The 24,594-nt window shown below is 62.1% G+C and carries 30 protein-coding genes; 12 read left to right on the top strand and 18 right to left on the bottom strand.

Annotation, left to right across the window (positions count from 1 at the left end; genetic code table 11):
- Nucleotides 1-13: 13 nt before the first annotated feature.
- Entirely contained in the window at nucleotides 14-922 is a 909-nt protein-coding gene (locus tag BM279_RS22150) for a universal stress protein (RefSeq protein ID WP_093507434.1), read from the bottom strand.
- A 179-nt stretch (nucleotides 923-1,101) separates the two neighbouring features.
- On the opposite strand from BM279_RS22150, the gene BM279_RS22145 reads away from it, so the two are divergent.
- From BM279_RS22145 to BM279_RS22135, 3 genes are all read left to right on the top strand, one after another.
- On the top strand, nucleotides 1,102-1,479 hold the full coding sequence (locus BM279_RS22145) for a tetratricopeptide repeat protein (RefSeq protein ID WP_013790427.1): 378 nt from the start codon (nucleotides 1,102-1,104) through the stop codon (nucleotides 1,477-1,479).
- A 30-nt stretch (nucleotides 1,480-1,509) separates the two neighbouring features.
- A complete protein-coding gene (locus BM279_RS22140) occupies nucleotides 1,510-1,935 on the top strand; it encodes a DUF4124 domain-containing protein (RefSeq protein WP_093507432.1) in 426 nt (141 codons plus the stop codon).
- Between the two features lie 61 nt (nucleotides 1,936-1,996).
- The gene (locus BM279_RS22135; protein WP_013790429.1) at nucleotides 1,997-2,353 is read left to right on the top strand and encodes a PilZ domain-containing protein; all 357 of its coding nucleotides are present in this window, start codon (nucleotides 1,997-1,999) and stop codon (nucleotides 2,351-2,353) included.
- Between the two features lie 533 nt (nucleotides 2,354-2,886).
- On the opposite strand, the gene fdxA is transcribed toward BM279_RS22135, so the two are convergent.
- Nucleotides 2,887-3,210, bottom strand: a complete 324-nt coding sequence (fdxA, locus tag BM279_RS22130; protein ID WP_013790430.1) for a ferredoxin FdxA — start codon at nucleotides 3,208-3,210, stop codon at nucleotides 2,887-2,889.
- Between the two features lie 282 nt (nucleotides 3,211-3,492).
- Entirely contained in the window at nucleotides 3,493-6,066 is a 2,574-nt protein-coding gene (gene mutS / locus BM279_RS22125; RefSeq protein WP_093507430.1) for a DNA mismatch repair protein MutS, read from the bottom strand.
- A 78-nt stretch (nucleotides 6,067-6,144) separates the two neighbouring features.
- Here mutS and BM279_RS22120 point away from each other — a divergent pair, with 78 nt between their 5' ends.
- The 3 genes from BM279_RS22120 (at nucleotide 6,145) to recX (ending at nucleotide 8,254) form a co-directional block, all read left to right on the top strand.
- Nucleotides 6,145-6,657, top strand: coding sequence for a CinA family protein (locus BM279_RS22120; protein WP_093507428.1), 513 nt, complete (start codon nucleotides 6,145-6,147; stop codon nucleotides 6,655-6,657).
- An 83-nt stretch (nucleotides 6,658-6,740) separates the two neighbouring features.
- A complete protein-coding gene (recA, locus tag BM279_RS22115) occupies nucleotides 6,741-7,790 on the top strand; it encodes a recombinase RecA (RefSeq protein WP_093507426.1) in 1,050 nt (349 codons plus the stop codon).
- Nucleotides 7,790-8,254 carry a recombination regulator RecX gene (gene recX, locus BM279_RS22110; protein ID WP_093507424.1) on the top strand — a complete coding sequence of 155 codons (465 nt, stop codon included), beginning with the start codon at nucleotides 7,790-7,792 and terminating at the stop codon, nucleotides 8,252-8,254. The genes recA and recX overlap by 1 nt, the downstream gene beginning before the upstream one ends.
- Nucleotides 8,255-8,319: 65 nt before the next feature.
- Here the strand turns inward: recX and BM279_RS22105 are convergent, their stop codons facing one another.
- Complete coding sequence (locus BM279_RS22105; RefSeq protein WP_093507422.1) at nucleotides 8,320-9,381, bottom strand: LOG family protein; 1,062 nt, start codon at nucleotides 9,379-9,381, stop codon at nucleotides 8,320-8,322.
- A gap of 52 nt (nucleotides 9,382-9,433) precedes the next feature.
- On the bottom strand, nucleotides 9,434-9,835 hold the full coding sequence (locus BM279_RS22100; protein ID WP_093507420.1) for a quorum-sensing-regulated virulence factor family protein: 402 nt from the start codon (nucleotides 9,833-9,835) through the stop codon (nucleotides 9,434-9,436).
- A gap of 235 nt (nucleotides 9,836-10,070) precedes the next feature.
- Between BM279_RS22100 and BM279_RS22095 the strand changes: the two genes are divergently transcribed.
- Entirely contained in the window at nucleotides 10,071-10,781 is a 711-nt protein-coding gene (locus BM279_RS22095) for a tRNA-uridine aminocarboxypropyltransferase (protein WP_093507418.1), read from the top strand.
- On the opposite strand, the gene BM279_RS22090 is transcribed toward BM279_RS22095, so the two are convergent.
- Entirely contained in the window at nucleotides 10,765-11,661 is an 897-nt protein-coding gene (locus BM279_RS22090; protein ID WP_093507416.1) for a DMT family transporter, read from the bottom strand. The genes BM279_RS22095 and BM279_RS22090 overlap by 17 nt on opposite strands.
- A 155-nt stretch (nucleotides 11,662-11,816) precedes the next feature.
- Here BM279_RS22090 and erdR point away from each other — a divergent pair, with 155 nt between their 5' ends.
- Both erdR and BM279_RS22080 read left to right on the top strand, forming a co-directional pair.
- Nucleotides 11,817-12,467 carry a response regulator transcription factor ErdR gene (erdR, locus tag BM279_RS22085; RefSeq protein WP_027909811.1) on the top strand — a complete coding sequence of 217 codons (651 nt, stop codon included), beginning with the start codon at nucleotides 11,817-11,819 and terminating at the stop codon, nucleotides 12,465-12,467.
- A gap of 80 nt (nucleotides 12,468-12,547) precedes the next feature.
- Nucleotides 12,548-12,913: a diacylglycerol kinase gene (locus BM279_RS22080; protein WP_093507514.1), complete on the top strand. Its 366-nt coding sequence runs from the start codon at nucleotides 12,548-12,550 to the stop codon at nucleotides 12,911-12,913.
- Here BM279_RS22080 and BM279_RS22075 read toward each other — a convergent pair.
- On the bottom strand, nucleotides 12,910-13,836 hold the full coding sequence (locus tag BM279_RS22075; protein ID WP_093507414.1) for a LysR family transcriptional regulator: 927 nt from the start codon (nucleotides 13,834-13,836) through the stop codon (nucleotides 12,910-12,912). The genes BM279_RS22080 and BM279_RS22075 overlap by 4 nt on opposite strands.
- 120 nt (nucleotides 13,837-13,956) lie before the next feature.
- On the opposite strand from BM279_RS22075, the gene fpr reads away from it, so the two are divergent.
- On the top strand, nucleotides 13,957-14,736 hold the full coding sequence (gene fpr, locus BM279_RS22070; RefSeq protein ID WP_013790442.1) for a ferredoxin-NADP reductase: 780 nt from the start codon (nucleotides 13,957-13,959) through the stop codon (nucleotides 14,734-14,736).
- 235 nt (nucleotides 14,737-14,971) lie between these two features.
- Here the strand turns inward: fpr and bfr are convergent, their stop codons facing one another.
- From bfr to pyrC, 5 genes are all read right to left on the bottom strand, one after another.
- The gene (gene bfr, locus BM279_RS22065; RefSeq protein WP_027909810.1) at nucleotides 14,972-15,442 is read right to left on the bottom strand and encodes a bacterioferritin; all 471 of its coding nucleotides are present in this window, start codon (nucleotides 15,440-15,442) and stop codon (nucleotides 14,972-14,974) included.
- A gap of 197 nt (nucleotides 15,443-15,639) precedes the next feature.
- The gene (locus BM279_RS22060; protein WP_093507412.1) at nucleotides 15,640-15,858 is read right to left on the bottom strand and encodes a bacterioferritin-associated ferredoxin; all 219 of its coding nucleotides are present in this window, start codon (nucleotides 15,856-15,858) and stop codon (nucleotides 15,640-15,642) included.
- Nucleotides 15,859-16,068: 210 nt separating this feature from the next.
- Complete coding sequence (gene argC, locus BM279_RS22055; RefSeq protein ID WP_093507512.1) at nucleotides 16,069-17,001, bottom strand: N-acetyl-gamma-glutamyl-phosphate reductase; 933 nt, start codon at nucleotides 16,999-17,001, stop codon at nucleotides 16,069-16,071.
- A 5-nt stretch (nucleotides 17,002-17,006) separates the two neighbouring features.
- Entirely contained in the window at nucleotides 17,007-17,681 is a 675-nt protein-coding gene (gene rnt, locus BM279_RS22050) for a ribonuclease T (protein WP_013790446.1), read from the bottom strand.
- Complete coding sequence (gene pyrC / locus BM279_RS22045; RefSeq protein WP_093507410.1) at nucleotides 17,678-18,724, bottom strand: dihydroorotase; 1,047 nt, start codon at nucleotides 18,722-18,724, stop codon at nucleotides 17,678-17,680. Before pyrC ends, rnt begins: the two co-directional genes overlap by 4 nt.
- Before the next feature lie 150 nt (nucleotides 18,725-18,874).
- Between pyrC and BM279_RS22040 the strand changes: the two genes are divergently transcribed.
- Nucleotides 18,875-19,816 (top strand): flagellar protein MotY, encoded by a 942-nt coding sequence (locus BM279_RS22040; protein WP_093507408.1) that lies wholly within the window; start codon nucleotides 18,875-18,877, stop codon nucleotides 19,814-19,816.
- 99 nt (nucleotides 19,817-19,915) lie between these two features.
- A complete protein-coding gene (locus tag BM279_RS22035; RefSeq protein ID WP_093507406.1) occupies nucleotides 19,916-21,133 on the top strand; it encodes an argininosuccinate synthase in 1,218 nt (405 codons plus the stop codon).
- Nucleotides 21,134-21,324: 191 nt separating this feature from the next.
- Here BM279_RS22035 and BM279_RS22030 read toward each other — a convergent pair whose 3' ends face one another.
- The 6 genes from BM279_RS22030 to BM279_RS22005 all read right to left on the bottom strand — a co-directional run bounded on the left by BM279_RS22030 (nucleotide 21,325) and on the right by BM279_RS22005 (nucleotide 24,430).
- Nucleotides 21,325-21,666, bottom strand: a complete 342-nt coding sequence (locus BM279_RS22030) for a HopJ type III effector protein (protein WP_093507404.1) — start codon at nucleotides 21,664-21,666, stop codon at nucleotides 21,325-21,327.
- On the bottom strand, nucleotides 21,663-21,965 hold the full coding sequence (locus BM279_RS22025; RefSeq protein ID WP_093507402.1) for a DUF1244 domain-containing protein: 303 nt from the start codon (nucleotides 21,963-21,965) through the stop codon (nucleotides 21,663-21,665). The genes BM279_RS22030 and BM279_RS22025 overlap by 4 nt, the downstream gene beginning before the upstream one ends.
- A gap of 76 nt (nucleotides 21,966-22,041) precedes the next feature.
- Nucleotides 22,042-22,413, bottom strand: coding sequence for a dihydroneopterin triphosphate 2'-epimerase (folX, locus tag BM279_RS22020; RefSeq protein ID WP_070885581.1), 372 nt, complete (start codon nucleotides 22,411-22,413; stop codon nucleotides 22,042-22,044).
- A gap of 2 nt (nucleotides 22,414-22,415) precedes the next feature.
- A complete protein-coding gene (folE, locus tag BM279_RS22015) occupies nucleotides 22,416-22,976 on the bottom strand; it encodes a GTP cyclohydrolase I FolE (protein ID WP_093507400.1) in 561 nt (186 codons plus the stop codon).
- Nucleotides 22,977-22,996: 20 nt separating this feature from the next.
- Nucleotides 22,997-23,707, bottom strand: coding sequence for a dihydromonapterin reductase (gene folM, locus BM279_RS22010; protein ID WP_093507398.1), 711 nt, complete (start codon nucleotides 23,705-23,707; stop codon nucleotides 22,997-22,999).
- 150 nt (nucleotides 23,708-23,857) lie between these two features.
- Nucleotides 23,858-24,430, bottom strand: a complete 573-nt coding sequence (locus BM279_RS22005; protein ID WP_093507396.1) for a putative antibiotic biosynthesis monooxygenase — start codon at nucleotides 24,428-24,430, stop codon at nucleotides 23,858-23,860.
- Nucleotides 24,431-24,594 lie beyond the last annotated feature (164 nt).

Genomic DNA, 24,594 nt, shown 5'->3' with positions numbered 1-24,594 from the left:
TTGTTCCACTGCACTACTTTTCCACCGGCAACTTGACCACTAGCAGGTCGCAGTCCACCGACTCGAGCAGACGCTCGGCGGTGTGGCCGATCAGGATGGTATCCAGCCGCCCGCGGGCGATGGCGCCCATCACCAGCAGATCGATTTCGTGCTTGCGTACGAAGCGCGGCAGCATGTTCTCCGGCGCACCTTCGAGCAGATGAGCGGCGTCCGGCTCGATCCCGTGCTGACGAATCAGGTCTTCGAAGGCCTGGTGATGCTGCTGCGCATCATCGTTGACGTACTGCTGATAGGTGGCCAGCAGCTCGGCGTTGTTGAGCAGAGTGCGCGGCAGTGGCGCGTGGCAATGCACGACATCGGCATGCATGCCGAGGTCCTTGGCAAGCGCCTGGCTGGTGTCGATCAGGTGATGATCCAGCGCGGCCGGCTTGTCGTCCTTGTGCAGTGGGTCGACGGCGGTGCACAGGTTGTTGCCGCGCCACTGCGCGTGGTGCACCAACCATAGCGGGAAAGGGCAGTGGCGCATCAGTTGCCAGCAGCTGTCAGTGAGCAGCAAGCGGCGCAGCAGGTTGTTGTGGGCAGCGGATTTGAGCACCAGATCCGGTTGCAGCTGTTCGGCCACTTCCAGCACCGTTTCATGCAGCCGCTTGCCCCAGCGAACGTCCTGCTTCACGGCCAGCCCTTCGCCTTGCAGCGGCGCCAGCATCTCCTGAAGCCAGCTGCTGCGTTGCTCGATAAGGGCTTCCCGGGCTCTGCTCTGCAAGCTCTGCTCCAGGGTGCTGCCATCCAGCGCGGGGCTATACTCGACCAGCAGCACATGCACGCGCGCCCCGGCACGACGGGCCAGCCAGGCGGCACGTTCCAGAGCCGGGTGGCTGGGTTGGCTGGGGTCGATCACGACCAGTAGCGTTTCGAGTTTCATGGGGGCGACCTCGCGAAGTGGTTGTCTGGCATTGCAGCCCATCCTCGGTGGGCATGCGTTGACCTGAATCAGCCTAGAAGACCGCTACCCATCGTTAGTCGTCCAAGCCAATGCAGCATGTTGCGACTGTTCAGTTTTTGCGGGCCGCGCCGATACGCTGCTCATTGGAGGAGAAACCCATGCGTATTCTGTTGCTGCTGTGCTGTGTCCTGGTCGTTGGCGGGTGCACCCGCATGTCGCTCGATCACCATCTGAATAAGGCCTATCAGGCCTACGACCGGGGCGATTGCGAAGACGCCCTGCTGTATCTGTCCCAGGCCGAGCGCTCGAGCCGCTCGCGCAGCTATATACAGCCAGAGATTTCCCTGCTGCGCGGCCAATGCCTTGAGCGGCAGAACCTGTACCTCGATGCGGCGCAGACCTACCAGTTCATCATCGGCCGTTACCCCACCAGCGAATATGCCTTCCGTGCCCGCGCGCGGCTGGAAACCCTGCGCCAGCTCGGCCATCAAGGCGTCTCGGAGCCCGCCAAGGTGTCGCCTGCCGGCACGCTTTGACGGCACGGGACTGATTGCCTGGAGAAGGCCGTGACGCGTGCTCTGGTTGGTTTGCTGTTATTGCCCTGCCTGGCCTTCGGGCAGGTCTATCGCTGGGTCGATGAAAACGGTCAGGTGCATTTCGGTCAGCAGCCCCAGGCTGCCAATGCTCAAACTGTCGAGGTAAAGCCCCAGGTAATCGAACGCGACGCCGCCACCCAGGAGCGCGAGCAGCGTGCCGAGCGCTACTTCCAGGCGCGCCGCGACGAACAGGCCCAGGCTGCTCAAGCCCGCCGTGAGCAGCAGGCGCAGCTCGTCAAGGAGTGCGCTCAGTTGCGTGCGCAATTGGCTTCGATGCCCGAGGGGCGACGTTACTTTCATCAAGGCGCCAGTGGCGAGCGCCACTATTACAGCGACGAGCAGCTGAACGCCGCACGCAGCCAGCTTCGCGACCAGTTGTCAGGCCGCTGTCACTGAGCACTGGTCAGTCAGTTGGGCAGGCGGCATACTCGCCTCACACTCATAGCGCTCTGCCATCATGAACGCCAACCGCCATATCGAACGGCACCAGCTGCCTTACTACCTGAAGGTCTTCAATGCCTTTACCGACAAACCGGTCGGTTACCTGGGCAATGTATCGGCAGACGGCCTGATGCTGATCAGCCAACTGCCGGTGCTGGTGGGGGGCTGCTTCGATCTGCGCCTGAAAATTCCGGGTTGCGACGGCTTTCGCCATATCGACTTCACAGCCACCTGCCTGTGGTGCCAGGAAGACGTGACGCCTGGCAGCTTCGATTCGGGTTTCACGCTGCAGTCGCCGCCTCAGGATTACTTGGAGATGGTCGACGCCCTTCGCTACTACTTCAGCTTCCATCCGCTCGCCGCACCGGTGTGAGCTTGCATCGCTTCCATTGTTCCGCACGTTTTCGCCCAGATCATGTAAGTGATTGCTTACAAGCCCTGTAAGCCTGGGTGACGGTTTCGCGTTGGGAAACTGACGCTGAGCCATCTATATTTTCAAGTTATTGTAAATAAAGGATTTATTTATTGGATGCTTGAGTGTCTTGGCTGCCTGCGTCGGTTGAGAGGGCGTTGTGATAAATCTCGAGGCCGTTAATATCTGAACCGTGCTTAGGGACAAGCGCAGGTCGTTAGGGACAACGATCAGGACATCGCGGGAAGCGATTCATCAGGATGATGAGTTGGGAGTTTCAGGGAATAGGGACAAAAGAGTGGGCGGGTAAAACCGCCCCTTTTTTTGCCTGCAGAAAAGTGCTCAAGCCGCGTTGCTTATCCGCGATTCTGAATAGCCGCCAGGCGTCACCGTGCTGTTACGAGCGCGGCGGCAGGCGACTTTTCAAGCGCCCATAAAAAATGCCGCACCCTCTGGGGTAGCGGCATTTTTGTTAGCGGCTTGTGCCGCCTCGCTCAGCGCTCGAGGTGCTGAAGCTTGTCTTTCACGCCATCCCATTCTTCGGCATCGGGCAAGGCTTCTTTGCGCTCGGTGATATTCGGCCAGACTTCCGCCAGCTCGGCGTTGAGCTCGATGTATTCCTGCATGCCATCGGGAATCTCGTCTTCGGAGAAGATGGCCTGCGCTGGGCACTCCGGCTCGCAGAGCGCGCAGTCGATGCATTCATCCGGGTGGATCACCAGGAAGTTCGGGCCCTCGTAGAAGCAGTCCACCGGACAGACTTCCACGCAGTCGGTGTACTTGCACTTGATGCAGTTGTCGGTGACGACGAAGGTCATTTCTAGTTTTCTCCTCGGGCTACGGCAGCGAGCGGTTTCTTGAACGGCCGCTCTTAGGCTCTGGAATGGGCTGCGGGCCAGGCTAACAAGCCGTCGAAAACTACCTGCGTTGGCAATACTGCGTTAGAAACGGCCAAAAAATGCTCATTTACAGCCTGTAAACTGCGCTTTTTCGGCCGTTTTTGCCTTGTCTTGCCTGCCTCGCCTACGTTTTCAACGGCCTGCTAAAGGCCGCAGCGCTCCCGGAGCGCGCGGGATTCTATCAGCTAGTTGGCTCTGGCGTTAGACCCGCGCCTTCCATGCATATAACAGTTCAAGTGCCTGGCGCGGGCTCAGATCATTCGGATCGACCAGCTGCAGCTCTTCCAGCACCGGGTGCGGCAGGCTGGCGAACATATCGCTCTGCATCGGTGCAGCTGGTTGTCCCGGAGTTTGCGGCGGCAGGTCGTGGGGCAGGCTGGTGGTTTCCAGGCGCGCCAGATGCTCGCGGGCACGCAGGATCACCGGCGCCGGCACGCCTGCCAATTGCGCCACGGCCAAACCATAGCTCTGGCTGGCCGGACCGGGCAGAACGTGGTGCAGGAAGACGATGCGCTCGTTGTGCTCTGTGGCGTTGAGGTGCACGTTGGCCACTGCCGGCTGGCTTTCCGGTAATACGGTCAGCTCGAAGTAATGGGTGGCGAACAGCGTGTAGGCGCGCAGGTTGGCCAACTGCTCGGCAGCTGCCCAGGCCAGCGACAGGCCGTCGAAGGTGCTGGTGCCGCGGCCCACTTCGTCCATCAGCACCAGGCTGCGGTCGCTGGCGTTATGCAGGATGTTGGCGGTCTCGCTCATTTCCACCATGAAGGTCGAGCGACCGCCGGCCAGGTCGTCGCTGGAGCCGATGCGGGTGAAGATGCGGTCGACCATCGACAGTTCGCAGCGCGCCGCCGGCACGAAGCTGCCAATATGGGCGAGCAGCACGATCAGTGCGGTCTGGCGCATGTAGGTCGACTTACCGCCCATGTTCGGGCCGGTGATGATCAGCATCCGCGTGGCGTCGTCGAGCTTCAGGTCGTTGGCGACGAACGGTGTGGTCAGCACCTGCTCGACCACCGGGTGGCGGCCTTGCTCGATCAGCATGCACGGCTCGTCGACGAAGCGCGGACGATTGAGGTCCAGGTTCAGGGCACGTTCGGCCAGATTGCTCAGCACGTCCAATTCGGCCAGCGCGGCGGCGCTGTCCTGCAGCGGGCCGAGGTGGCCGATCAGCCGCTCCAGCAGTTCTTCATAGAGCTGCTTCTCACGGGCCAGCGCGCGGCTCTTGGCTGAAAGTGCCTTGTCTTCGAACTCCTTGAGCTCGGGAGTGATGAAGCGCTCGGCACCCTTGAGGGTCTGGCGACGGATATAGTCGGCCGGCGCCGACTCGGCCTGCTTGCTCGGCAGCTCGATGAAGTAACCGTGCACGCGGTTGTAGCCGACCTTGAGGTTGGCCAGGCCGGTACGGGCCTTCTCGCGGGCTTCCAGATCCATCAGGTACTGGCCGGCGTTCTCGCTGAGCGACTGCAGCTCGTCGAGTTCGGCGTCATAGCCGGTTTTCAGCACGCCACCATCGCGAATCACCGCGGGCGGGTTGTCGATGATCGCCGTCGCGAGCAGCTCGGCCAGTTCCGGGTAGGTGCTGATGGTGCCTGCCAGCGCGGTCAGGTGGGCGCAGTCGAGCTGGGCCATGGCCTGTTGCAGCTCGGGCAGGGCGCCAAGGGCATCGCGCAGGCGCGCCAGATCCCGCGGGCGCGCATTACGCAGGCCGATACGGGCGAGAATACGCTCCAGGTCGCCGATTTCCTTGAGCTGCGGCTGCAGGGTTTCGAAACGGTAGCGATCCAGCAGGCAGGCAATCGACTCCTGACGGGCTTCGAGCACTGTGCGATCGCGCAGCGGGCGGTTCAGCCAGCGGCCGAGCAGGCGGCTGCCCATGGCGGTCTGGCAACGGTCCACCACCGATTGTAGGGTGTTGTCGCGGCCGCCGGCGAGGTTGACGTCCAGCTCCAGGTTGCGGCGGCTGGCGCCGTCGAGGATCACCGTATCGTCGATGCGTTCATGGCGCAGGCTGCGCAGGTGGGGCAGGGCGGTGCGCTGGGTTTCCTTGGCATAGGCCAGCAGGCAGCCGGCTGCACCGATGGCCAGGGTCAGGGTTTCGCAGCCGAAGCCTTTGAGGTCCTGGGTGCCGAACTGTTGGCACAGGCTCTTCTGGGCCGTGTCGCGCTCGAAGTCCCAGGGCGCGCGACGACGCGAGCCACGGCGCTTCTCGGCCGGCAGGCCCTGGGGCCAGTCATCGGGAATCAGCAGCTCGGCCGGGTTGAGGCGCTCGAGTTCGGCCAGCAGGTTTTCCCAGCCTTTTATCTCCAGCACGCTGAAGCGGCCGCTGGTGATGTCCAGCACGGCAAGGCCGAACAGGCGCTCGTCACCCAATACGGCAGCCAGCAGGTTGTCGCGGTGTTCGTCGAGCAGCGCTTCGTCGCTGATGGTGCCCGGAGTGATGATGCGCACCACTTGGCGTTCCACCGGGCCCTTGCTGGTGGCCGGGTCGCCGATCTGCTCGCAGATGACCACCGACTCGCCGAGCTTGACCAGCTTGGCCAGGTAGCCTTCGACCGAGTGGAAGGGAATGCCGCACATCGGAATCGACTGCCCCGCCGACTGCCCGCGGGCGGTCAGGGTGATGTCCAGCAGTTTGGCGGCCTTCTTGGCGTCTTCGTAGAAGATCTCGTAAAAGTCACCCATGCGATAGAACATCAGCTGGTCCGGGTGCTGATTCTTCAGTCTCCAGTACTGCTGCATCATCGGGGTGTGGCTGGAGAGGTCGCTTTGGCTCATCGTGTCGAGTGTCCGGCTGAATCGCAAAAGCGCGTAGTGTACGGTATCGACCCCTCCCGCTTTAACCCCGGAGCGCAGATGAATATCGACGATCAGCCCATCACCGGGCTCGCCGCCCGTCTCGGCCAAGCCCTGCTGGAAAAGAGTGCCCAGGTCACCACCGCCGAGTCCTGCACCGGTGGTGGTATTGCCGAAGCCATTACCCGTGTGGCGGGCAGCTCGGCCTGGTTCGAGGCTGGCTTCGTCACCTATTCCAATGCCCAGAAAACCCGCCAGCTGGGCGTGCCCGAAGCGCACTTCGCTACGGTAGGCGCAGTCAGCCGCGAGGTGGTCGAGGCCATGGTGCGCGGCGCCCAGGCCCAGAGTGGCGCGCGCTACGCTACGGCGGTCAGCGGTATCGCCGGGCCGGGCGGCGGTAGCCTGGAGAAGCCGGTCGGTACCGTTTGGATCGCCTGGGGCGATGGCGACACCCTGTTCAGTCGGCGCTTCCAATTCCCCGGGGACCGCGATGCCGTGCGTTTGCAAACTGTGGAAGCGGCGTTGCAGGGGTTGTTGCGACTACTGGTCGAAGAAAATCCCGCTGCGGGGTAGGCGAGTGCCGAACCCTGTGGAATAATACTGGCTACTTATACAGTTATTGGCCGTCAGGCCCTTCTGATCACGTGAGGAATACAATGGACGAGAACAAGAAGCGCGCGTTGGCGGCTGCCCTGGGCCAGATCGAGAAACAGTTCGGCAAAGGCGCGGTCATGCGCATGGGCGATCATGACCGTCAGGCCATTCCGTCCATTTCCACCGGCTCCCTGGGCCTGGACATCGCACTGGGTATTGGTGGCCTGCCGAAAGGCCGTATCGTGGAAATCTACGGTCCGGAATCCTCGGGTAAGACCACGCTGACCCTGCAGGTCATCGCCGAAGCCCAGAAGGCAGGCGCAACCTGCGCCTTCGTCGACGCCGAGCACGCACTGGACCCGGACTACGCCGGCAAGCTGGGCGTCAACGTCGACGACCTGCTGGTCTCACAGCCGGACACTGGTGAGCAGGCCCTGGAAATCACCGACATGCTGGTGCGTTCCAACGCCATCGACGTGATCATCGTCGACTCCGTGGCGGCCCTGGTACCGAAAGCAGAAATCGAAGGTGAGATGGGCGACATGCACGTCGGCCTGCAGGCTCGCCTGATGAGCCAGGCGCTGCGCAAGATCACCGGCAACATCAAGAACGCCAACTGCCTGGTGATCTTCATCAACCAGATCCGCATGAAGATCGGCGTGATGTTCGGCAGCCCGGAAACCACCACCGGTGGTAACGCCCTGAAGTTCTACGCCTCGGTTCGCCTCGACATCCGCCGTACTGGTGCGGTGAAAGAGGGCGACGAAGTGGTCGGCAGCGAAACCCGCGTCAAGGTCGTCAAGAACAAGGTCGCTCCGCCGTTCCGCCAGGCCGAGTTCCAGATTCTCTATGGCAAGGGTATTTACCGTAACGGCGAGATCATCGACCTCGGCGTGCAGCAGGGCCTGGTCGAGAAGTCCGGTGCCTGGTACAGCTACAAGGGCAACAAGATCGGTCAGGGCAAGGCCAACGCCGCCAAGTTCCTGGAAGACAACGTGGAAGTAGCCCGCGAAATCGAAGGCCAGATCCGTGACAAACTGCTGGTGGTCTCTGGCCCTGCCAAGGCCAATGCCGCAGCTGCTGACTTGGTGGATACCGAAGCCGACTTCTGATGCCCGCTGTTCTGGATAACGTCGCCGCGGTACGGCATGCCGCCATGGATCTGCTGGCGCGCCGCGAACACGGGCGTGTCGAGCTGTCGCGCAAGTTGCGCCAGCGCGGCGCCAGCGACGAGCATATCGAAGCAGCCCTTGATCGCCTGAGCGAAGAAGGGCTGTTGTCCGAGGCGCGTTATCTGGAGAGTTTCATCAGCTATCGCGCGCGCTCGGGTTTCGGCCCGCAGCGCATCCGCGATGACCTTTCCCAGCGTGGCCTGGCCCGCGCGGATGTAGAGCAGGCGCTGCGCGAGAGCGGTATCGATTGGCGCGAAGGTTTGCGGGAAACCTGGCAACGCAAGTTTGCCGGTCAATTGCCTGGCGATGCGCGCGAACGGGCCAAGCAGATGCGTTTTCTGGTGTATCGCGGCTATCCGATGGATCTGGTCGGTCAGCTGCTGCGCGGCGGTTTCGACGACTGATCTTCAAGGTTGAGCCGTTCGGTTCGCCATCCTGACGCCTAGACGTCCCTTCCCATCCCGATGTATCAGCTCAGCCAGTGTTCCGGCTTGTTGATCACGTCGAGCAATTCGCGCAGCCGTCCGGCATTGCGCCCACTGAAAGTGAACAGCAGCCTTGGCAATTTGCACAGCTCGGGGCCGTCGACGAGTTCGTCGCTGCTTTGCTGTTGCTGGATTTCGCCCTGCTTGCACAGATCGCTGAACTGAAGGTTCAGGTACGCCAGTGCCGCGTCGTTTAGGGCATGGCGCATGCGCACCACGAACTGATCCTGCAGCCAGCGGCTGGAATGGTAATTGGCGTAGAAGCGATCAATTTCCTGGGCTGCTGACTCGGCGTCGTGTACCAGGCGCATCAGATTCATATCGCTGGAGAGGATGTAGCCGTTACTGTCCAGGTTTTGCCGGATGTAATCGAGCAAACCCTGCCAGAAGGTGCCATCCGGTTCGTCGAGGAGGATCACCGGCACCAGCGGGCTCTTGCCGGTCTGGATCAGGGTGATGACTTCCAGCGCTTCATCCAGAGTGCCGAAACCGCCGGGGCAGAGCACCAGGGCGTCGGCCTCCTTGACGAAGAACAGCTTGCGCAGAAAGAAGAAGTGGAAGGACAGCAGGTTGTCGCTGCCTTTCATCACCGCATTGGCGGATTGCTCGAAGGGCAGGGTGATGTTGAAGCCCAGGCTGTTGTCGCGGCCCGCGCCTTCATGGGCTGCGGCCATGATGCCGCCACCGGCGCCGGTGATCACCATCAGGTCATGGCGGGCCAAGGTCTTGCCCAGTTCCCGTGCCAGGGCGTAGACCGGATGGCCGGGCTGGGTGCGTGCCGAGCCGAACACGGTGACCTTGCGGCGATGGCGAAAGCGGTCGAGCATGGCGAAGGCGCGCTCGAGTTCACGCAGGGTCTGCAGCATGATCTTGGCGTCCCAGCGGTTGCGGTCGGCCTGGGCCATGCGCGCCACGGTGGCGAGCATCTCCCGGTACAGCGCGGTGTTGACGCTGCCGGCGGGAGTTATCCGCGCCGCCAGGGCATCCACTTCGGCTGCCAGTGCATCGCCGCCTAGCGGTAGGGTGCCATTGCTGTGATCGTTCATTGCGCTACTCCTTAATGCGTCAATGCCCTGGGTTTTACCACGCTCACATGACTTACAGGCGGCAGTCGGCCTTGCCGAATTGCTCGGTGGTGATGGGACGATTGCTCTGGATCTCGCTGAACTCGTAACGCAGCACCGCTCCGCTGGCCAGCAGCTTGCGAAAGCCGGGGTTGCTGCACACGCTGTTGGTCAGCTGTGCACGCACGGTATCGGGGTTGCTGCGCATCTGTGCACCATGGGCAGGGCGTACGCTGAGGTGGTTGATCAGCTGGTTACCTTCGACTGTATAGCCGCGGTCGAGGATGTCCTCGTTGATGGCGCGCGGGGTGCCGACGCTGCTTTCCTTGGCCACTTTTTCCAGGGTTTTGGTCAGCTCGTAATCGTTGAGCGAGGCGGCGTGGGCAGCGGGCAGGAGCAGGCTGGTAAGAAGAACGGATAGAGCAATACGCTGCATGGGGCAGACTCCTGAAGGCAGTGAGCGTTAATAGACCGGGCTCTTCTGGTTATGTTCGTTCTGGCGAACCAGGCCGGCAACCGATGCCCGATGTTACCAAGCTTGTTGTCGCCGCGGCGTGGTATTGAGCGGTGTGGCACAGCTAGACTACGCGCCCTTTTTGTCAGGCGATGCGCCCCATCATGTGTTCTCCTGCTTTGCACCGCGTGATCTTCACCAAACTGAGCGTGCGCCCATGAGCCACGCCGTTCACGCATTGCGCGCCGCGCGTCTGGCGCGCAGCGTCAAACCCTTTCTGGCCCGGGGCTCGCGGGCGGCGCGCTGCGAGCAGTGCCGTCTGGCCAGCAGCCATTGCCTGTGTGCGTGGAAGCCGCAGGTTTCTGCCCGCGCGGGCGTGTGCCTGGTGATGCACGATGTCGAGGCGCTGAAACCGAGCAATACCGGATGGCTGATCGCCGATGTGGTGGCCGATACCTCGGCCTTTGGCTGGTCGCGCACCGAAGTCGATCCGGCGCTGCCGGCCCTGCTCGATGACGAGCAATGGCAGCCTTATCTGGTATTTCCCGGCGAATATGCCGAGCCTGAACGGGTGGTGACCTCTGTGGAGGCTACAGAAGGCAAGCGCCCGCTGTTCGTACTGCTCGACGCCACCTGGACCCAGGCGCGCAAGATGTTTCGCAAGAGCCCGTACCTGGACAGCCTGCCGGTGCTCAGCCTGCAACCGGAGACCTTGTCGCGCTACCGGCTACGGCGTTCCAAGCGCGACGATCACCTGTGCACTGCCGAGGTCGCGGCGATGTGCCTGGAGTTGGCCGGTGATGAGCGCGCCGCCGATGCCTTGAACGCTTATCTCGACGTGTTCAGTGCGCATTACCTGGCCTCCAAGGCGCCGCGCGCGGTGGATCTCGACGACGCGTTACACCAGCGTCTCAAACCATTTCTCTGACCGCAGCCGGCTTGGGCCACAGTTGGGCGAGCAGCATGCCGGCGAACATCAGCGCACAGCCGACATAGCCTCGTGAAGACAACGCCTCGCCGAGCAACAGTGCGCCGGCGATGGCAGCGAACACGGCTTCCAGGGACAGAATGATCGCCGCGTGGGAAGCGATGGCATGTTTCTGCGCAATCACCTGCAGGGTGAAGCCCACGCCCACACCGAGGATGCCGCCGTAGGCGATGGCCGGCAGTGCGCGGGCGATATCGGCGCCGGGCAGTGGTTCGAACAGCAGCGCCAGGGCGAGACTGATCAGAGCGCAAGTGATGAACTGCACCAGGGCTAGCACCAGGGCGTCATGGCGGGTGGCGAAAAAGCTCACCAGCAGCACATGGATACCCCATACAAAGGCGCCGGCCAGTTGCAGCAGGTCACCGGAGGCGACGTGGAAACCGTCGCCGACGCTGAGCAGGAACATACCGATCACCGCCAGCGAGGCGCCGAGCCAGATGCCCAGCCCGGTCTTGTGCCCCAGCAGCAGGCCAAGCAGCGGCACCATGATTACATAGAGGCCGGTGATAAAGCCTGAGTTGGTGACGCTGGTGAACAGCAGGCCGACCTGCTGCAGGTTGATGCCTAGGGCCAGCACCGCACCCATCAGGCTGCCGCCGAGCAGCACCGGGCGATTGATGGGCGAGGCCGACTGGGCGCTACGGCGGCGCAGTAGCATGATCACCGGCAACAGCACGATCACCGCCAGGGCGAAACGCAGGCCGCTATACAGAAAGGGGCCGACGGCATCCATGCCCAGGCGCTGGGCGACGAAGGACGAACCCCAGATCAGCGCGGTAAGCAGCATCAACAGGTCGGCGCGCAGTTCGTGGTTGGGCATCGAAAGCTTCCTGCAAAAAAGGCGCAGACTTTGCCGCAAAGCGCTGCGCTTGACCACCCCGCCTGCGCTGGGCATGCTGGTGGGCACCGTACGTCACGCTGTCAGGCAAATGGGGTCTGCAGCACGGTATGCCTATAAGAAGAACAGGATCTGCCATGGTCGCTTACGAAATCCTGATTGCTGATGATCATCCGCTGTTTCGCAGTGCGCTGCAGCAGGCCCTGACGATGGGCCTGGGCGCTGGCGCGCGCCTGGTGGAGGTCGCCAGCATCGCCGAGCTGGAAGCCCGGCTGGCCGAGAAGACCGATTGGGATCTGGTTCTGCTCGACCTCAACATGCCCGGCGCCTACGGGTTCTCCGGGCTGGTGCTGCTGCGTGGGCAATACCCGCAGATTCCGGTGGTGATGATCTCCGCTCAGGAAGAAGCAGCGGTAGTGGTACGTGCCCGTGAGTTCGGCGCCAGCGGTTTCATTCCCAAATCCAGCTCCCTCGAAGTGATTCAGAAGGCGGTGCGCCAGGTGCTGGAAGGCGAGGTGTGGTGGCCGCCGCAAAGCGAGGAGGCGGTCAGCCTGTCCAGCGAGGCCAAGGCCGCCAGCGCCGGGTTGGCCAGCCTGACGCCCCAGCAGTTCCGTGTGCTGACCATGGTCTGCGAAGGGCTGCTGAACAAGCAGATTGCCTATGAACTGAGCGTTTCCGAAGCGACGGTCAAGGCTCACGTGACGGCCATTTTCCGCAAGCTAGGCGTGCGCACCCGCACCCAGGCGGCATTGCTGTTGCAGCAACTGGAGAGCGTGCCGGCCGCCTGACGCGTTGCTGGCGCATTTCACGAGATTTTCACGGTGTGCTCGCGTACCCTGCGCGCCTTTCCCGTCATAGTCCGATGCCCATGTCACCGTTCAAAGGTCAAACCGGTTTAAAGCGCGTCCTCAACGCCGCAGGCTATTCGCTCGATGGACTGCGCGCCGCTTTCACTGGCGAGGCGGCGTTCCGCCAGCTGGTGCTGCTCAACGTGGTGCTGATTCCCGTTGCGCTGCTGCTCGACGTAAGCCGCGTCGAGCGCGCGCTGATGGTTGCCGTGTGCCTCCTGGCGCTGATCGTCGAACTGCTCAATTCGGCGGTCGAAGCGGCCATCGACCGCATTTCCCTGGACCTGCATCCGCTGTCCAAAACCGCCAAGGACATGGGCAGCGCCGCCCAACTGGTGGCCCTGACGCTGATCGGTAGCGTGTGGGCGCTTATCCTGCTTGGCTAGCGGACTTCGGGCAATACGATCTCGTCGCTGCGGCGAATGCCGGCGGTCAGTGCCCGGCACATGTCGAGAAATTCGCGCATGGCGGCAGTTTGGTATTTCTGCCGGTGCCAGATGAAATAGAACTGCCGGCGCAGATCCAGGTCCGGTGTTTCCACCGGTACCAGGCTGCCGCGGCGAAAGGCATCGCGCAGCGCCAGCCGTGAAATGCAGCTGATGCCCAGGCCGGACTCTACGGCGCGCTTGATCGCCTCGGTGTGTTCCAACTCGAGGCGCACGTTGAGGGATGTGGAGTGGTGGCGCATGGCCTGGTCGAAGGTCAGCCGGGTGCCGGAGCCCTGTTCACGCAGGATCCAGTCTTGGCCGCTCAATTCGCGAATGCCCACCTGGCCGCGTTGCGCCAATGGGTGTTGCGGCGCGCAGAACACCACCAACTCGTCCTCGACCCAGCTCTGCACCTCGATGTCCGGGTGGTTGCAGTCGCCCTCGATCAGACCCAGGTCAATTTCGTAGTGGGCCACCTGTTGCACGATATGCGCGGTGTTCTGCACGTGCAATTTCACCTGGCTTTCCGGGTGGACCTTCATGAAACCGCCGATCAGCAAAGTGGCCAGGTAATTGCCGATGGTCAGGGTGGCGCCCACTGCCAGTGAACCGAAGCCGGATTTACCGTTCAGAAGGTCTTCGATTTCCTTCGCCTGATCGAGCAGGGCGACCGCCTGGGGCAACAACTGGCGGCCCAAGGCATTGAGGCTCAGGCGCTTGCCGGCGCGGTCGAACAGCTGGCAGCTCGATTGCCGTTCCAGTTCGGTGATCGAGGTACTGGCGGCCGATTGCGACAGGGCGAGCTGGGAAGCAGCCCGGGACACGCTCTCCTGCTGAGCGACGGCAACGAAGACCTGGAGCTGACGAAGTGTAAATCGCATATCTATATAACCGATAACCCATATCTTGATAATTCATTTAACAGATATTCTGGGCGCGATTAGAATGCCGCGCAATTGCGCTTTAACATCAGCGCCCCGACTTTTCAGGAGCCACCGTACATGAGCAACATGAACCACGAACGCGTTCTGAGTGTTCACCACTGGAATGACACGCTGTTCAGCTTCAAGTGCACCCGCGACCCGGGCCTGCGCTTCGAGAATGGCCAGTTCGTGATGATCGGCCTGCAGCAGGAAAATGGCCGTCCGCTCATGCGTGCTTATTCCATCGCCAGCCCGAACTGGGAAGAGCATCTGGAGTTCTTCAGCATCAAAGTGCCCGATGGCCCGCTGACCTCCCAACTGCAGCACCTCAAGGAAGGTGACGAAGTCATCATCAGCAAGAAGCCCACCGGAACCCTGGTGCTCGATGACCTCAACCCCGGCAAGCACCTGTACCTGCTCAGCACCGGCACGGGGCTGGCGCCGTTCATGAGCGTGATTCAGGACCCGGAAACCTACGAGCGTTTCGAGAAGGTGATCCTGGTTCACGGCGTGCGCTACGTGAATGAAGTGGCTTACCGCGAATTCATCACCGAGCACCTGCCGCAGAACGAATTCTTCGGCGAGGCGCTGAAGGAAAAGCTGATCTATTACCCCACAGTGACCCGCGAGCCGTTCGAGAATCAGGGCCGCCTGACCGACCTGATGCGCAGCGGCAAACTGTTCGCCGATATCGGCCTGCCGCCGATCAACCCGCAGGACGACCGCGCGATGATCTGCGGCAGCCCGAGCATGCTCGACGAAACCAGCGAAGTGCTCGACAGCTTCGGCCTGAAGATTTCGCCGCGCATGCGTGAGCCGGGTGACTATCTGATCGAGCGCGCCTTCGTCGAGAAGTGATTTGTTGAGCAGCTGCGCGTCGGCCCTGCTGCGTTGAAAACTGACTCAAAATGCCCATGTACAAAAGTACACTCCGCTTTTTCGCCAGTTTTCGCCTTGCATGGCTCTAGCTCGCAAGCTCCCTGAGTCACTAGTAGAAAAAACCGGAGTGCCCTTAAGGCTCTCCGGTTTTTTATGCCCAGTGCAGGCAAAAAAAACGGGAGCCTTGGCTCCCGTCTTTCGTTGCAGTCGACGATTATTCGTCCATCTGCGATTGCAGGTAATTCTGCAGACCAACTGCCTTGATCAGGCTCAGCTGGGTTTCCAGCCAGTCGATGTGCTCTTCCTCGGATTCGAGGATGTCCTCGAGCAGTTCGCGGCTGGCGTAGTCGCCGACGCTTTCGCAGTAGGCGATGGCTTCTTTCAGGTCGATATGCGCCTTGTGCTCGATCTTCAGATCGCACTCGAGCATTTCCTGGGTGTTCTCACCAATCAAGATCTTGCCCAGGTCCTGCAGGTTCGGCAGACCTTCAAGGAACAGGATGCGCTTGATGAGCTTGTCGGCGTGCTTCATCTCGTCGATGGATTCGTGGTACTCGTGCTTGCCCAGCTTGGTCAGGCCCCAGTCTTCGTACATGCGGGCGTGCAGGAAGTACTGGTTGATCGCGACCAGCTCGTTGCCGAGTATCTTGTTCAAATGCTGGATGACTTTCTTGTCGCCTTTCATGTGCATGCCCACCGAAATTGAGTAACCGATGGCGAATTCTGGGCTTGCACAATACGGCTGTCAAACGTAAGTTATTGAAATATAAGTGAAAATAAATATAAATGAGAGTGTTTAAGTTGTGCGTCTTGGCGCTAACTCATTGAATTTCAGGCATAAAAAAACCGGATGCGAGATCCGGTTCTTCAAAACAGGGCGATTCAAGCCGCAACAAAATTTCCCGAATAGGCCATCACGCCCTGAGTTTGCTGCACTTCGCTCAGCGTGTCGCGCACCACTTGCTTGGCCAGGCACGCACATTTGCCACACTGACTGGCAACGCCCAGCGTTTCACGGACTTCACGGTAGCTGCAGCAACCTTCGTAGATTGCTTCGCGGATCTGACCGTCGGTGACACCTTCGCAGAGGCAGACGTACATAGGCTTGGCCCGTCGCTTGGCTGAGACTGATGGCGAAGGATACTAATGTTAATGAGAATGCGTGTCAAAGATAAACCGACTCTTGATTGGCACACTTTGGACAGGCGGTACTCTGCGCCGGCAAACGGCCTTGAAAATCGGCCGAACAGCTGACGCGCAGGCAATAAAAAAACCGGCCTGTGGCCGGTTTTTCGGGGCGGCGGGCAGGGCTCAGTCGATCTGCGTACACAGCCCTTCTTCGAGCCCCAGCATGATGTTCAGGTTCTGCACCGCAGCCCCCGAGGCACCCTTGCCCAGGTTGTCCAGCTTGGCTACCAGCAGCGCCTGCTGACCATTGCTCGCACCGAACACCTGCAGCTCGGCACGGTTGCTGCCGCTCAGGCCGTGGGGTGTGATGAACGGTGCGGTGTCCGCGGCAATCTCGTTGTAGGGCTGCACTTGCACAAACTGCTCGCCCTGGTAGTAGGCGGCCAGCGCTTTGTGCAGCTCGGCGCCGTTGCTGCCCTGCAGCGGAATCATCACCAGCATGCCCTGGTCATAGCTGCCGACCGCCGGCTGGAAGATCGGGCGCGCCTTGAGGCCGCTCCAGTGCTGGATCTCCGGAATGTGCTTGTGATCGAAGCCCAGGCCGTAGGCGGCGTAGACCGGCGCGCCTTCGCGCTCGTAGCGCTCGACCATCTTGGTGCCGCCACCGGTATAGCCGGATACGGCGTTGATGCACAGCTCGCGATCGGCAGTCAGCAGGCCAGCATCGATCAGCGGGCGCAGCAGCAGGATGGCGCCGGTGGCGTAGCAACCCGGGTTGCTGACGGCGCGGGCGTTGGCGATCGCTTCGCGCTGACCCTTGGCCAGTTCGGCCATGCCGAATACCCAGTCGCTGGCGGTGCGGTGGGCGGAGCTGGCGTCCAGCACACGGCAGCCGACTTCGCGGGCCTGGGCGGCGGTTTCCTTGGCGGCGTCGTCAGGCAGGCACAGCACGGTGACGTCGACCGAGCGCATCAGTGCGAGCTTGGCGTCGACGTCGCGGCGCTTGTCGTGATCGATGGTGACCACCTCGATCTGCGGGTGATTGGCCAGGCGCTGGCGAATCTGCAGGCCCGTGGTGCCGGCCTGACCATCGATGAAGATCTGGTATTTTTTCATGGCATTCACTCGTCGAAGTCTTCCCAGCCGCCCATTTCCTTCCAGCGATTGACGATGCCGCAGAACAGCTCGGCGGTCTTCTCGGTGTCATAGCGGGCGGAGTGGGCTTCACGGCCATCGAACTCGATGCCGGCGGCCTGGCAGGCCTTGGCCAGGACGGTCTGGCCGTAGGCGAGGCCGGCGAGGCTCGCGGTGTCGAAGCTGGAGAAGGGGTGGAAGGGGTTGCGCTTGAGGTCGCAACGGGCGACCGCGGCATTCAGGAAGCCGAGGTCGAAGCTGCTGTTGTGGCCGACCAGAATCGCACGCTTGCAGCCGTTGGCCTTGAGGGACTTACGCAGGCCACGGAAGATTTCCGTCAGCGCATGCTCTTCGCTGACCGCCATGCGTAGTGGATGGTCGAGCTTGATGCCGGTGAAATCCAGCGCTGCCTGTTCGATATTGGCACCCTCGAACGGCTCGACCCGGAAGAAGTAGGTGTGGTCCGGGTACAGGAAGCCACCTTCGTCCATGCCGACTGTGGTGGCGGCAATTTCCAGCAGGGCGTCGGTTGCACTGTTGAAGCCGCCGGTCTCGACATCCACGACCACCGGCAGGTAGCCACGGAAGCGCGCGGCCATTGGGTGGCGTGCGCCGCTGCTGGTCGGCAGGTCCTGTTCGTCGTCGTACAGTTCTTCACTCATTGACCGGCCTCCAGCAGGCGCCAGCGCAGGGGTTCGCCGGCGCGCAGAGGAATCACCGTCTGCTCGCCGAACGGCAGGCTGGCCGGCGCGACCCAGGGTTCACGCACTAGGGTGATGGTGTCGGTGTTGCGCGGCAAGTTGTAGAAGTCCGGGCCGAAGTGGCTGGCGAAGCCTTCCAGTTTGTCCAGCGCACCACGCTCCTCGAACGCCTCGGCGTACAGCTCGATGGCTGCATAGGCGGTGTAGCAGCCGGCACAACCGCAGGCGTTTTCCTTGGCGTGCTTGGCGTGGGGCGCCGAGTCGGTGCCCAGGAAGAATTTCGGGCTGCCGCTGGTGGCCGCATCGAGCAGCGCCTGCTGGTGGGTGTTGCGCTTGAGGATCGGCAGGCAATAGAAGTGCGGGCGAATGCCGCCGACCAGCATGTGGTTGCGGTTGTACAGCAGGTGCTGGGCGGTGATGGTGGCGCCGACGTTGGCCGGTGCCTCTTTTACGAATTGCGCGGCATCGGCGGTGGTGATGTGCTCGAACACCACCTTGAGCGTCGGGAAGCGCTCGACGACGCGGCACAGGTGCTCGTCGATGAAGGCTTTCTCACGGTCGAACACGTCGATTTCCGAGCGGGTCACTTCGCCGTGCACCAAGAGCGGCAGGCCGGTTTCGGCCAGAGCCTCGAGGGCGCCGCTGATGTTGTCCAGGCTGGTGACGCCGGAGTCGGAATTGGTGGTAGCGCCCGCCGGGTACATCTTCGCCGCATACACGTAACCGCTGGCTTTGGCAGCGCGGATATCGTCGCCGGTGGTGCGGTCGGTGAGGTAAAGCACCATCAGCGGCTCGAACTGGCTGCCGGCTGGCCGTGCGGCGAGAATGCGCTGGCGATACTCGCCCGCCTCGACGGCGTTGCGCACCGGCGGAACCAGGTTGGGCATGATGATCGCGCGAGCGAAGGTGCGGGCCACATCGGCAACGGTGTGCGGCAGTACGGCGCCGTCGCGCAGGTGAATGTGCCAGTCGTCAGGACGCAGCAGGGTGATGCGGTCGGTCATTGAGGCTTCCAGGCGGGGCGAAAACATGCCCGGAATGCTACCGGAAAAGGGCGGCGGGGGCACGCCGCAGATAGGCGGGCTGCGCACTCAAGTTTTCCCGGTGGCCACCGATACCCAGAGGGTACGTGGTCGTTTTTCCCGGAGCTCGCTGTGCGTCAGCCTCTTTTCCTTCTCATCGGATTGATCGTCAGTGCTGGCGTGAGCCTGCCTGCCATGGCGATCAGCTTCCAGACCCGCCTGGAAAAGGTCGAGTGGCAGGTGGCTGGCGACAAGTTCGAGTGCCGCCTTAGCCAGCCAATCACCGATTTCGGTGCTGGAGAATTCGTGCGGCGCGCTGGCGAGCAGGCCACCTTCCGCCTGCAGGTACGGGAGCGCTGGCTGGGCAGCGGCTCGGCCACCTTGCTGGCGGCCGCGGCGCCGTGGCAGCCGGGGCGCGGCGACATCAATCTGGGCGCAGTCAGCGTGGTCAGTGGCGAGGTGCCGTTCAACAGCAGCCAGGAACAGGCCGGGCGCCTGCTCACCGGCCTGCTGGAGGGGCGCAGCCCGCTGGTACGCCATCGCACTTCCATGGGCGGAGAGAGCCTGGAAGTGCGGCTGTTGCCGGTGCGTTTTCGCAAGGCCTACGAGGATTACCTCAACTGCACGACCAAGCTGCTGCCGGTCAATTTCGACCAGGTGCGCCAGTCCAACATCGGTTTTCCTGGCGGTGGCACCGAACTCGATGCCATGGCCAAGGCCAAGCTTGAGATCATTCTCGATTTCATGAAGGCCGACCCCACGGTCAACCGCATCGAGCTGGACGGGCATTCCGACAACAGCGGCAATCGCCTGACCAACCGCGACTTGTCGCGCCGCCGTGCCCTGGCCGTGATGGATTACCTGAAGGCCCAGGGCGTGCCAGACGAACGCATCATCATGCGTTTTCATGGCGAGCGTTATCCGCTGGTGCCCAACAACAGTCCTGCCAACCGTGACAAGAACCGCCGGGTGTCCGTGCGCCTGGACAGGGTGCCGGAGACGCCGGTGCAGCCGACCGAGCAGGCCGCACCCGCAGCGCCGCCGGTGCCGGCAACTCCGGCTTCCACCTCCTGAGCCTGTCGCTTCGACGCCATCGCCTGTCGCACCCCTGTAAATCGGCGGCCATGGGCAGTAGAATCACGGGCTTTCGAACAACCCCGTGGAGTGGATGGCATGGCGGACGTCAAAAAGGTAGTTCTGGCCTATTCCGGTGGCCTGGACACCTCGGTGATCCTCAAGTGGCTGCAAGATACCTATAACTGTGAAGTGGTGACCTTCACCGCCGATCTCGGCCAGGGCGAAGAGGTCGAGCCGGCCCGCGCCAAGGCCCAGGCCATGGGCGTCAAGGAAATCTACATCGACGACCTGCGCGAAGAGTTCGTGCGTGATTTCGTTTACCCGATGTTCCGCGCCAACACCATCTACGAAGGCGAGTACCTGCTGGGTACCTCCATCGCCCGTCCGCTGATCGCCAAGCGCCTGATCGAGATCGCCAACGAGACTGGCGCCGACGCCATCTCCCACGGCGCGACTGGCAAGGGTAACGACCAGGTACGTTTCGAGCTGGGCGCCTACGCGCTCAAGCCAGGCGTCAAGGTCATCGCCCCGTGGCGCGAGTGGGATCTGCTGTCGCGCGAGAAGCTGATGGACTACGCCGAGAAGCACGCCATCCCGATCGAGCGCCACGGCAAGAAGAAGTCGCCGTACTCTATGGACGCCAACCTGCTGCACATCTCCTATGAAGGCGGCGTGCTGGAAGACACCTGGACCGAGCACGAAGAAGACATGTGGCGTTGGACCAAGTCGCCGGAAGCGGCGCCGGACGTTCCGACCTACATCGAGCTGACCTATCGCGCGGGTGACATCGTTGCCATCGATGGCAAGGAAATGACCCCAGCCCAGGTGCTGGCCGAGCTGAACCGCATCGGTGGCGAGAACGGCATTGGCCGTCTGGACATCGTCGAGAACCGCTTCGTCGGCATGAAGTCCCGTGGCTGCTACGAGACCCCCGGCGGCACCATCATGCTCAAAGGTCACCGCGCCATCGAGTCGATCACCCTCGACCGCGAAGTCGCGCACCTGAAAGACGAGCTGATGCCGAAATACGCCAGCCTGATCTACAACGGTTTCTGGTGGAGCCCGGAGCGTCTGATGCTGCAACAGATGATCGACGCCTCCCAGGCCAGCGTGAATGGCGTGGTACGCCTGAAGCTGTACAAGGGTAACGTCATCGTCACCGGCCGCAAGTCCGACGATTCGCTGTTCGATGCCAACATCGCCACCTTCGAAGAAGACGGCGGTGCCTATAACCAGGCCGACGCGGCGGGCTTCATCAAGCTCAACGCCCTGCGCCTGCGCATCGCAGCTGGCAAGGATCGCAAGCTGCTGTAAACGCTGGCATCCCGCTCACAGCGCAGCCCCGCATTCGTCGGGGCTGCGCTGTGCGATTCACGACTCTGTTTCCATCACCCGCACCTTTTTCACCGCTCTGGCTCTACGGCCGGCAGGGGCGATTGGCTGTGGGCGTGATGATTTGGGGCGGGGAATGCCCGCCAGGCGTGCTGGCGGGTGAGGGGAGATCGTCAGGCTTTGCGAGTCAATGGTTGCTGGTCGAACGCAACGCCGGCCAAGCCGCTCTTCATCAGGGCGCGGATGTTGCCATGGTCACTGCCTTCGGGCGTGGCCAAAACGCTGCGGTAGTGCTCGCCAAAGCACTGCAGGGCTTCCTGATCGCTCAGGCCTTCGAGCAGGGCCAGGCCCAAGGTCTTGCACGAACCTTCGTTCTGCCCAGCAGCGTTTTCCATTTCGCCGTTACGAAAGGCGCTCTGCTGGTAGTCGTAATGCTCAGCAATAAAAGCTAGGGTTTCGGCGAAGGCGAAATGCTCGGCGCCCAGGCGTGTGCGGAAATCGTTCAGGTGGCTCATGCGGATCCTTTTGGGTTCTTGGCGTTGAAGGCAGCCTGCTGCTCCTGGCTGGCTTCGGTCTGGTACTTGGCTTTCCACTCGGCGTAGGGCATGCCGTAGACCTCTTCGCGGGCCTGATCCGGAGTGATGGCGATTTCCAGGTCGTCGGCTGCGGCCTTGTACCATTTGGACAGGCAGTTGCGGCAGAAACCGGCTAGGTTCATCAGGTCGATGTTCTGCACGTCCGGGCGTTCACGCAGATGCTGAACCAGGCGGCGATAGGCGGCAGCTTCCAGTTCGAGGCGTTGTTGGTCGTTCATGGCGATGCTCTCTCCGGGAGGGATGGCGGCGATGATAGAAGCCGGCAGGCCGCTCGGCAACCGGGCGGCCGATGGCTCAGCGATGCCCGGCGAGGGTGATCGATACCGACTCGGCGAAGCGCAGCGCGTGGGGCTTGTCGACCTCCACTTCGGCATAGCGCACGGCCTCGTGGGTCATCACCAGGTCGAGAATCTCCTGGGTCAGTCGCTCCAACAGGGCGAAGCGGTTGCCTTCCACGTGGGCGATGATGGCCTTGGTGATGGTGCGGTAGTTGAGTGCATGCTCGATGTCGTTATCACGCACCGCGTCGACGGCAGGGTAGAGGATGGTCAGGTTGATCAACACGTCCTGCTTGTTGTTGATCTCCTCTTCCTTGATGCCGATGAAGGTGCGCAGGCGCAGGTCCTTGACGCGGATGCGCGCCATGCCGGGTTCGAGTCTGGGCATGTTTACTTGCTCCGTCCGATCAGTTGCAGGAATTCGTGACGGGTATTGTAGGACTCGCGGAAGGCGCCGAGCATCACCGAGGTGCTCATCACCGAGTTCTGCTTCTCCACGCCGCGCATCATCATGCACATGTGCTGGGCTTCGATCACCACGGCCACGCCGGCGGCCTGGGTGACCTGTTCGATGGCGGTGGCGATCTGCCGGGTGAGGTTTTCCTGGATCTGCAGGCGGCGCGCGTACATGTCGACGATACGCGCGATCTTCGACAGGCCGAGCACCTTGCCGGTGGGGATGTAAGCCACGTGCGCCTTGCCGATAAAAGGCAGCAGGTGGTGCTCGCACAGCGAATAAAGTTCGATGTCCTTGACGATCACCATCTCATCGCTTTCCGAGCTGAAGAGCGCGCCGTTGACGACTTCCTCCAGGCTCTTCTCGTAGCCGTTGCACAGGTACTGCATGGCCTTGGCGGCGCGCTTGGGCGTGTCGAGCAGGCCTTCGCGCTCGGGATTCTCGCCGAGGCCAACGAGGATTTCACGGTAATGGTTGGGCAGTAATGGGTTCATCGTCGGGTCCTCAAAGCGGCTCATTTGAGATGTCGGCCGCCGTTCACGGTCAGGGTGGTGCCAGTGATGTAGGGGTTGTCCAGCAAGTAGCGCAGGCTCTGGTAGATCACATGGGGGCCGGGTTCGAAACCCAGGGCGGATTTGCTCAGGGCCTTGGCGCGGTATTGGGCGTCGTCTTCTTCGTTGAACATCAACAGCGCCGGGGCGATGCCGTTGACTTTGATACCGGGCGCGAAGCGGGCCGCGAACGAAAGGGTGAGGCTGTCCAGGCCGGCCTTGCTGGCGCAGTAGGCCGGGCGGTTGCTCGAACCCTTGCGCACCACGTCATCGCTGATGTGGATGATGTCTGCCTGCTCGCTGCGCTGCAGCAACTCGGCGCAGTGCAGGTTGATCAGGTAGGGCGCCAGCATGTGCACGGTGAACAGCTGCGTGAAGGCCGAGGCCTCCTCGTCGGGCGCCTCGGCGAACCAGGCCGAGGCGTTGTGCACGATGGCGCGCAGGCTATCGGTATGGCTTTTCAGCTCGGTAATGAAGGCCAGGATGCTGGCTTCGTCGCGAAAGTCGGCTTGCAGGGTCAGCGCACCGCGCTCGCGTAGGCGTAGCAGAGCAGGTCTTTCGCTGCGAAAGGTGAGAATCACCTGATGGCCGTCGTCGAGCAGGCGTTCGGCGCAATGCAGACCGACGCGCTGGCTGGCACCGGTGATCAGAATCGGGGCGTTGCTGGCGCTCATAGAAGTCGACCGCAGGTGAACGAAGGAGGCGCCGCAATGCATGCCGGCTAATCAGGTTGTACAACGTTATAGCAGCCGTACAACCTGTACAACCCTTCGACTTCTACGTGAAAGTGAAATGCCGTCACCGTAAGGCGACGGCGTACTGATTCAACTGTTTGCCGAAGGGCTCGCGCGGCGCGGTATTGTTGGACTGCGGGTACCTTGCAGCCACGGGGTGAGCATGCGGGTGACCAGCGGAATGAACAGGTAGGTCATTAGCGGCGTCAGCGCCAGGGTGCTTAGCAATATGCGGGTGACCAGTGGCACATCGGCCAGCAGACCGCCAAACAACAGGTTGAAACATAGCGAAACCGGAAAGAACGCCAGCCAGATGGCGATGGTCTGCTTCCAGCGCGGCGGCTGGCGCATGCCGCTACCGAACCAGGCATCCAGACCCAGGGCACGATGTTCGTGGGGTTGGGCGAACAGGCCCTTGCCGCGCTCCAGCCAGGTCCGGCGCGAAGCGGAGTGCTCCCAGGTGGCCATGGTGTGCTCGTCGGTGAAGCGGAAGATCATCTGGAATTCGTCGTCGCCGGGCGGCGGGGCGAGTACGCCCGAACCCAGATAGCCGGGAAAGTCGGTAGCCAGTTGTTCGCCTTCGCGCAGCCAGGCGATGAAGTCGTGATAGCGCTCGCCAGCGACGCGGCGCGCCACCATGAGGGTGACCGGTTCGGTAGACATCGTGTATCTCCTGCTGAGCACATGACCAGGGTAGGGCCAGGCGATAGACGCGGTTCGGGGTGTTGAGCCGCGTCGTGATTGCAGCAAGGATTATTCCTATTTCCGGCCAATTAGCTAGAGGCCTTTGCGGGCAAACTGAAAAATATGGCCAGGTGCCTGCATCT

This window comes from Phytopseudomonas straminea (assembly GCF_900112645.1).
GTDB lineage: Bacteria > Pseudomonadota > Gammaproteobacteria > Pseudomonadales > Pseudomonadaceae > Aquipseudomonas > Aquipseudomonas straminea.
The sequence above is the reverse complement of the archived record's forward strand: the minus strand, read 5'-3'. Positions and strand labels throughout refer to the sequence as shown.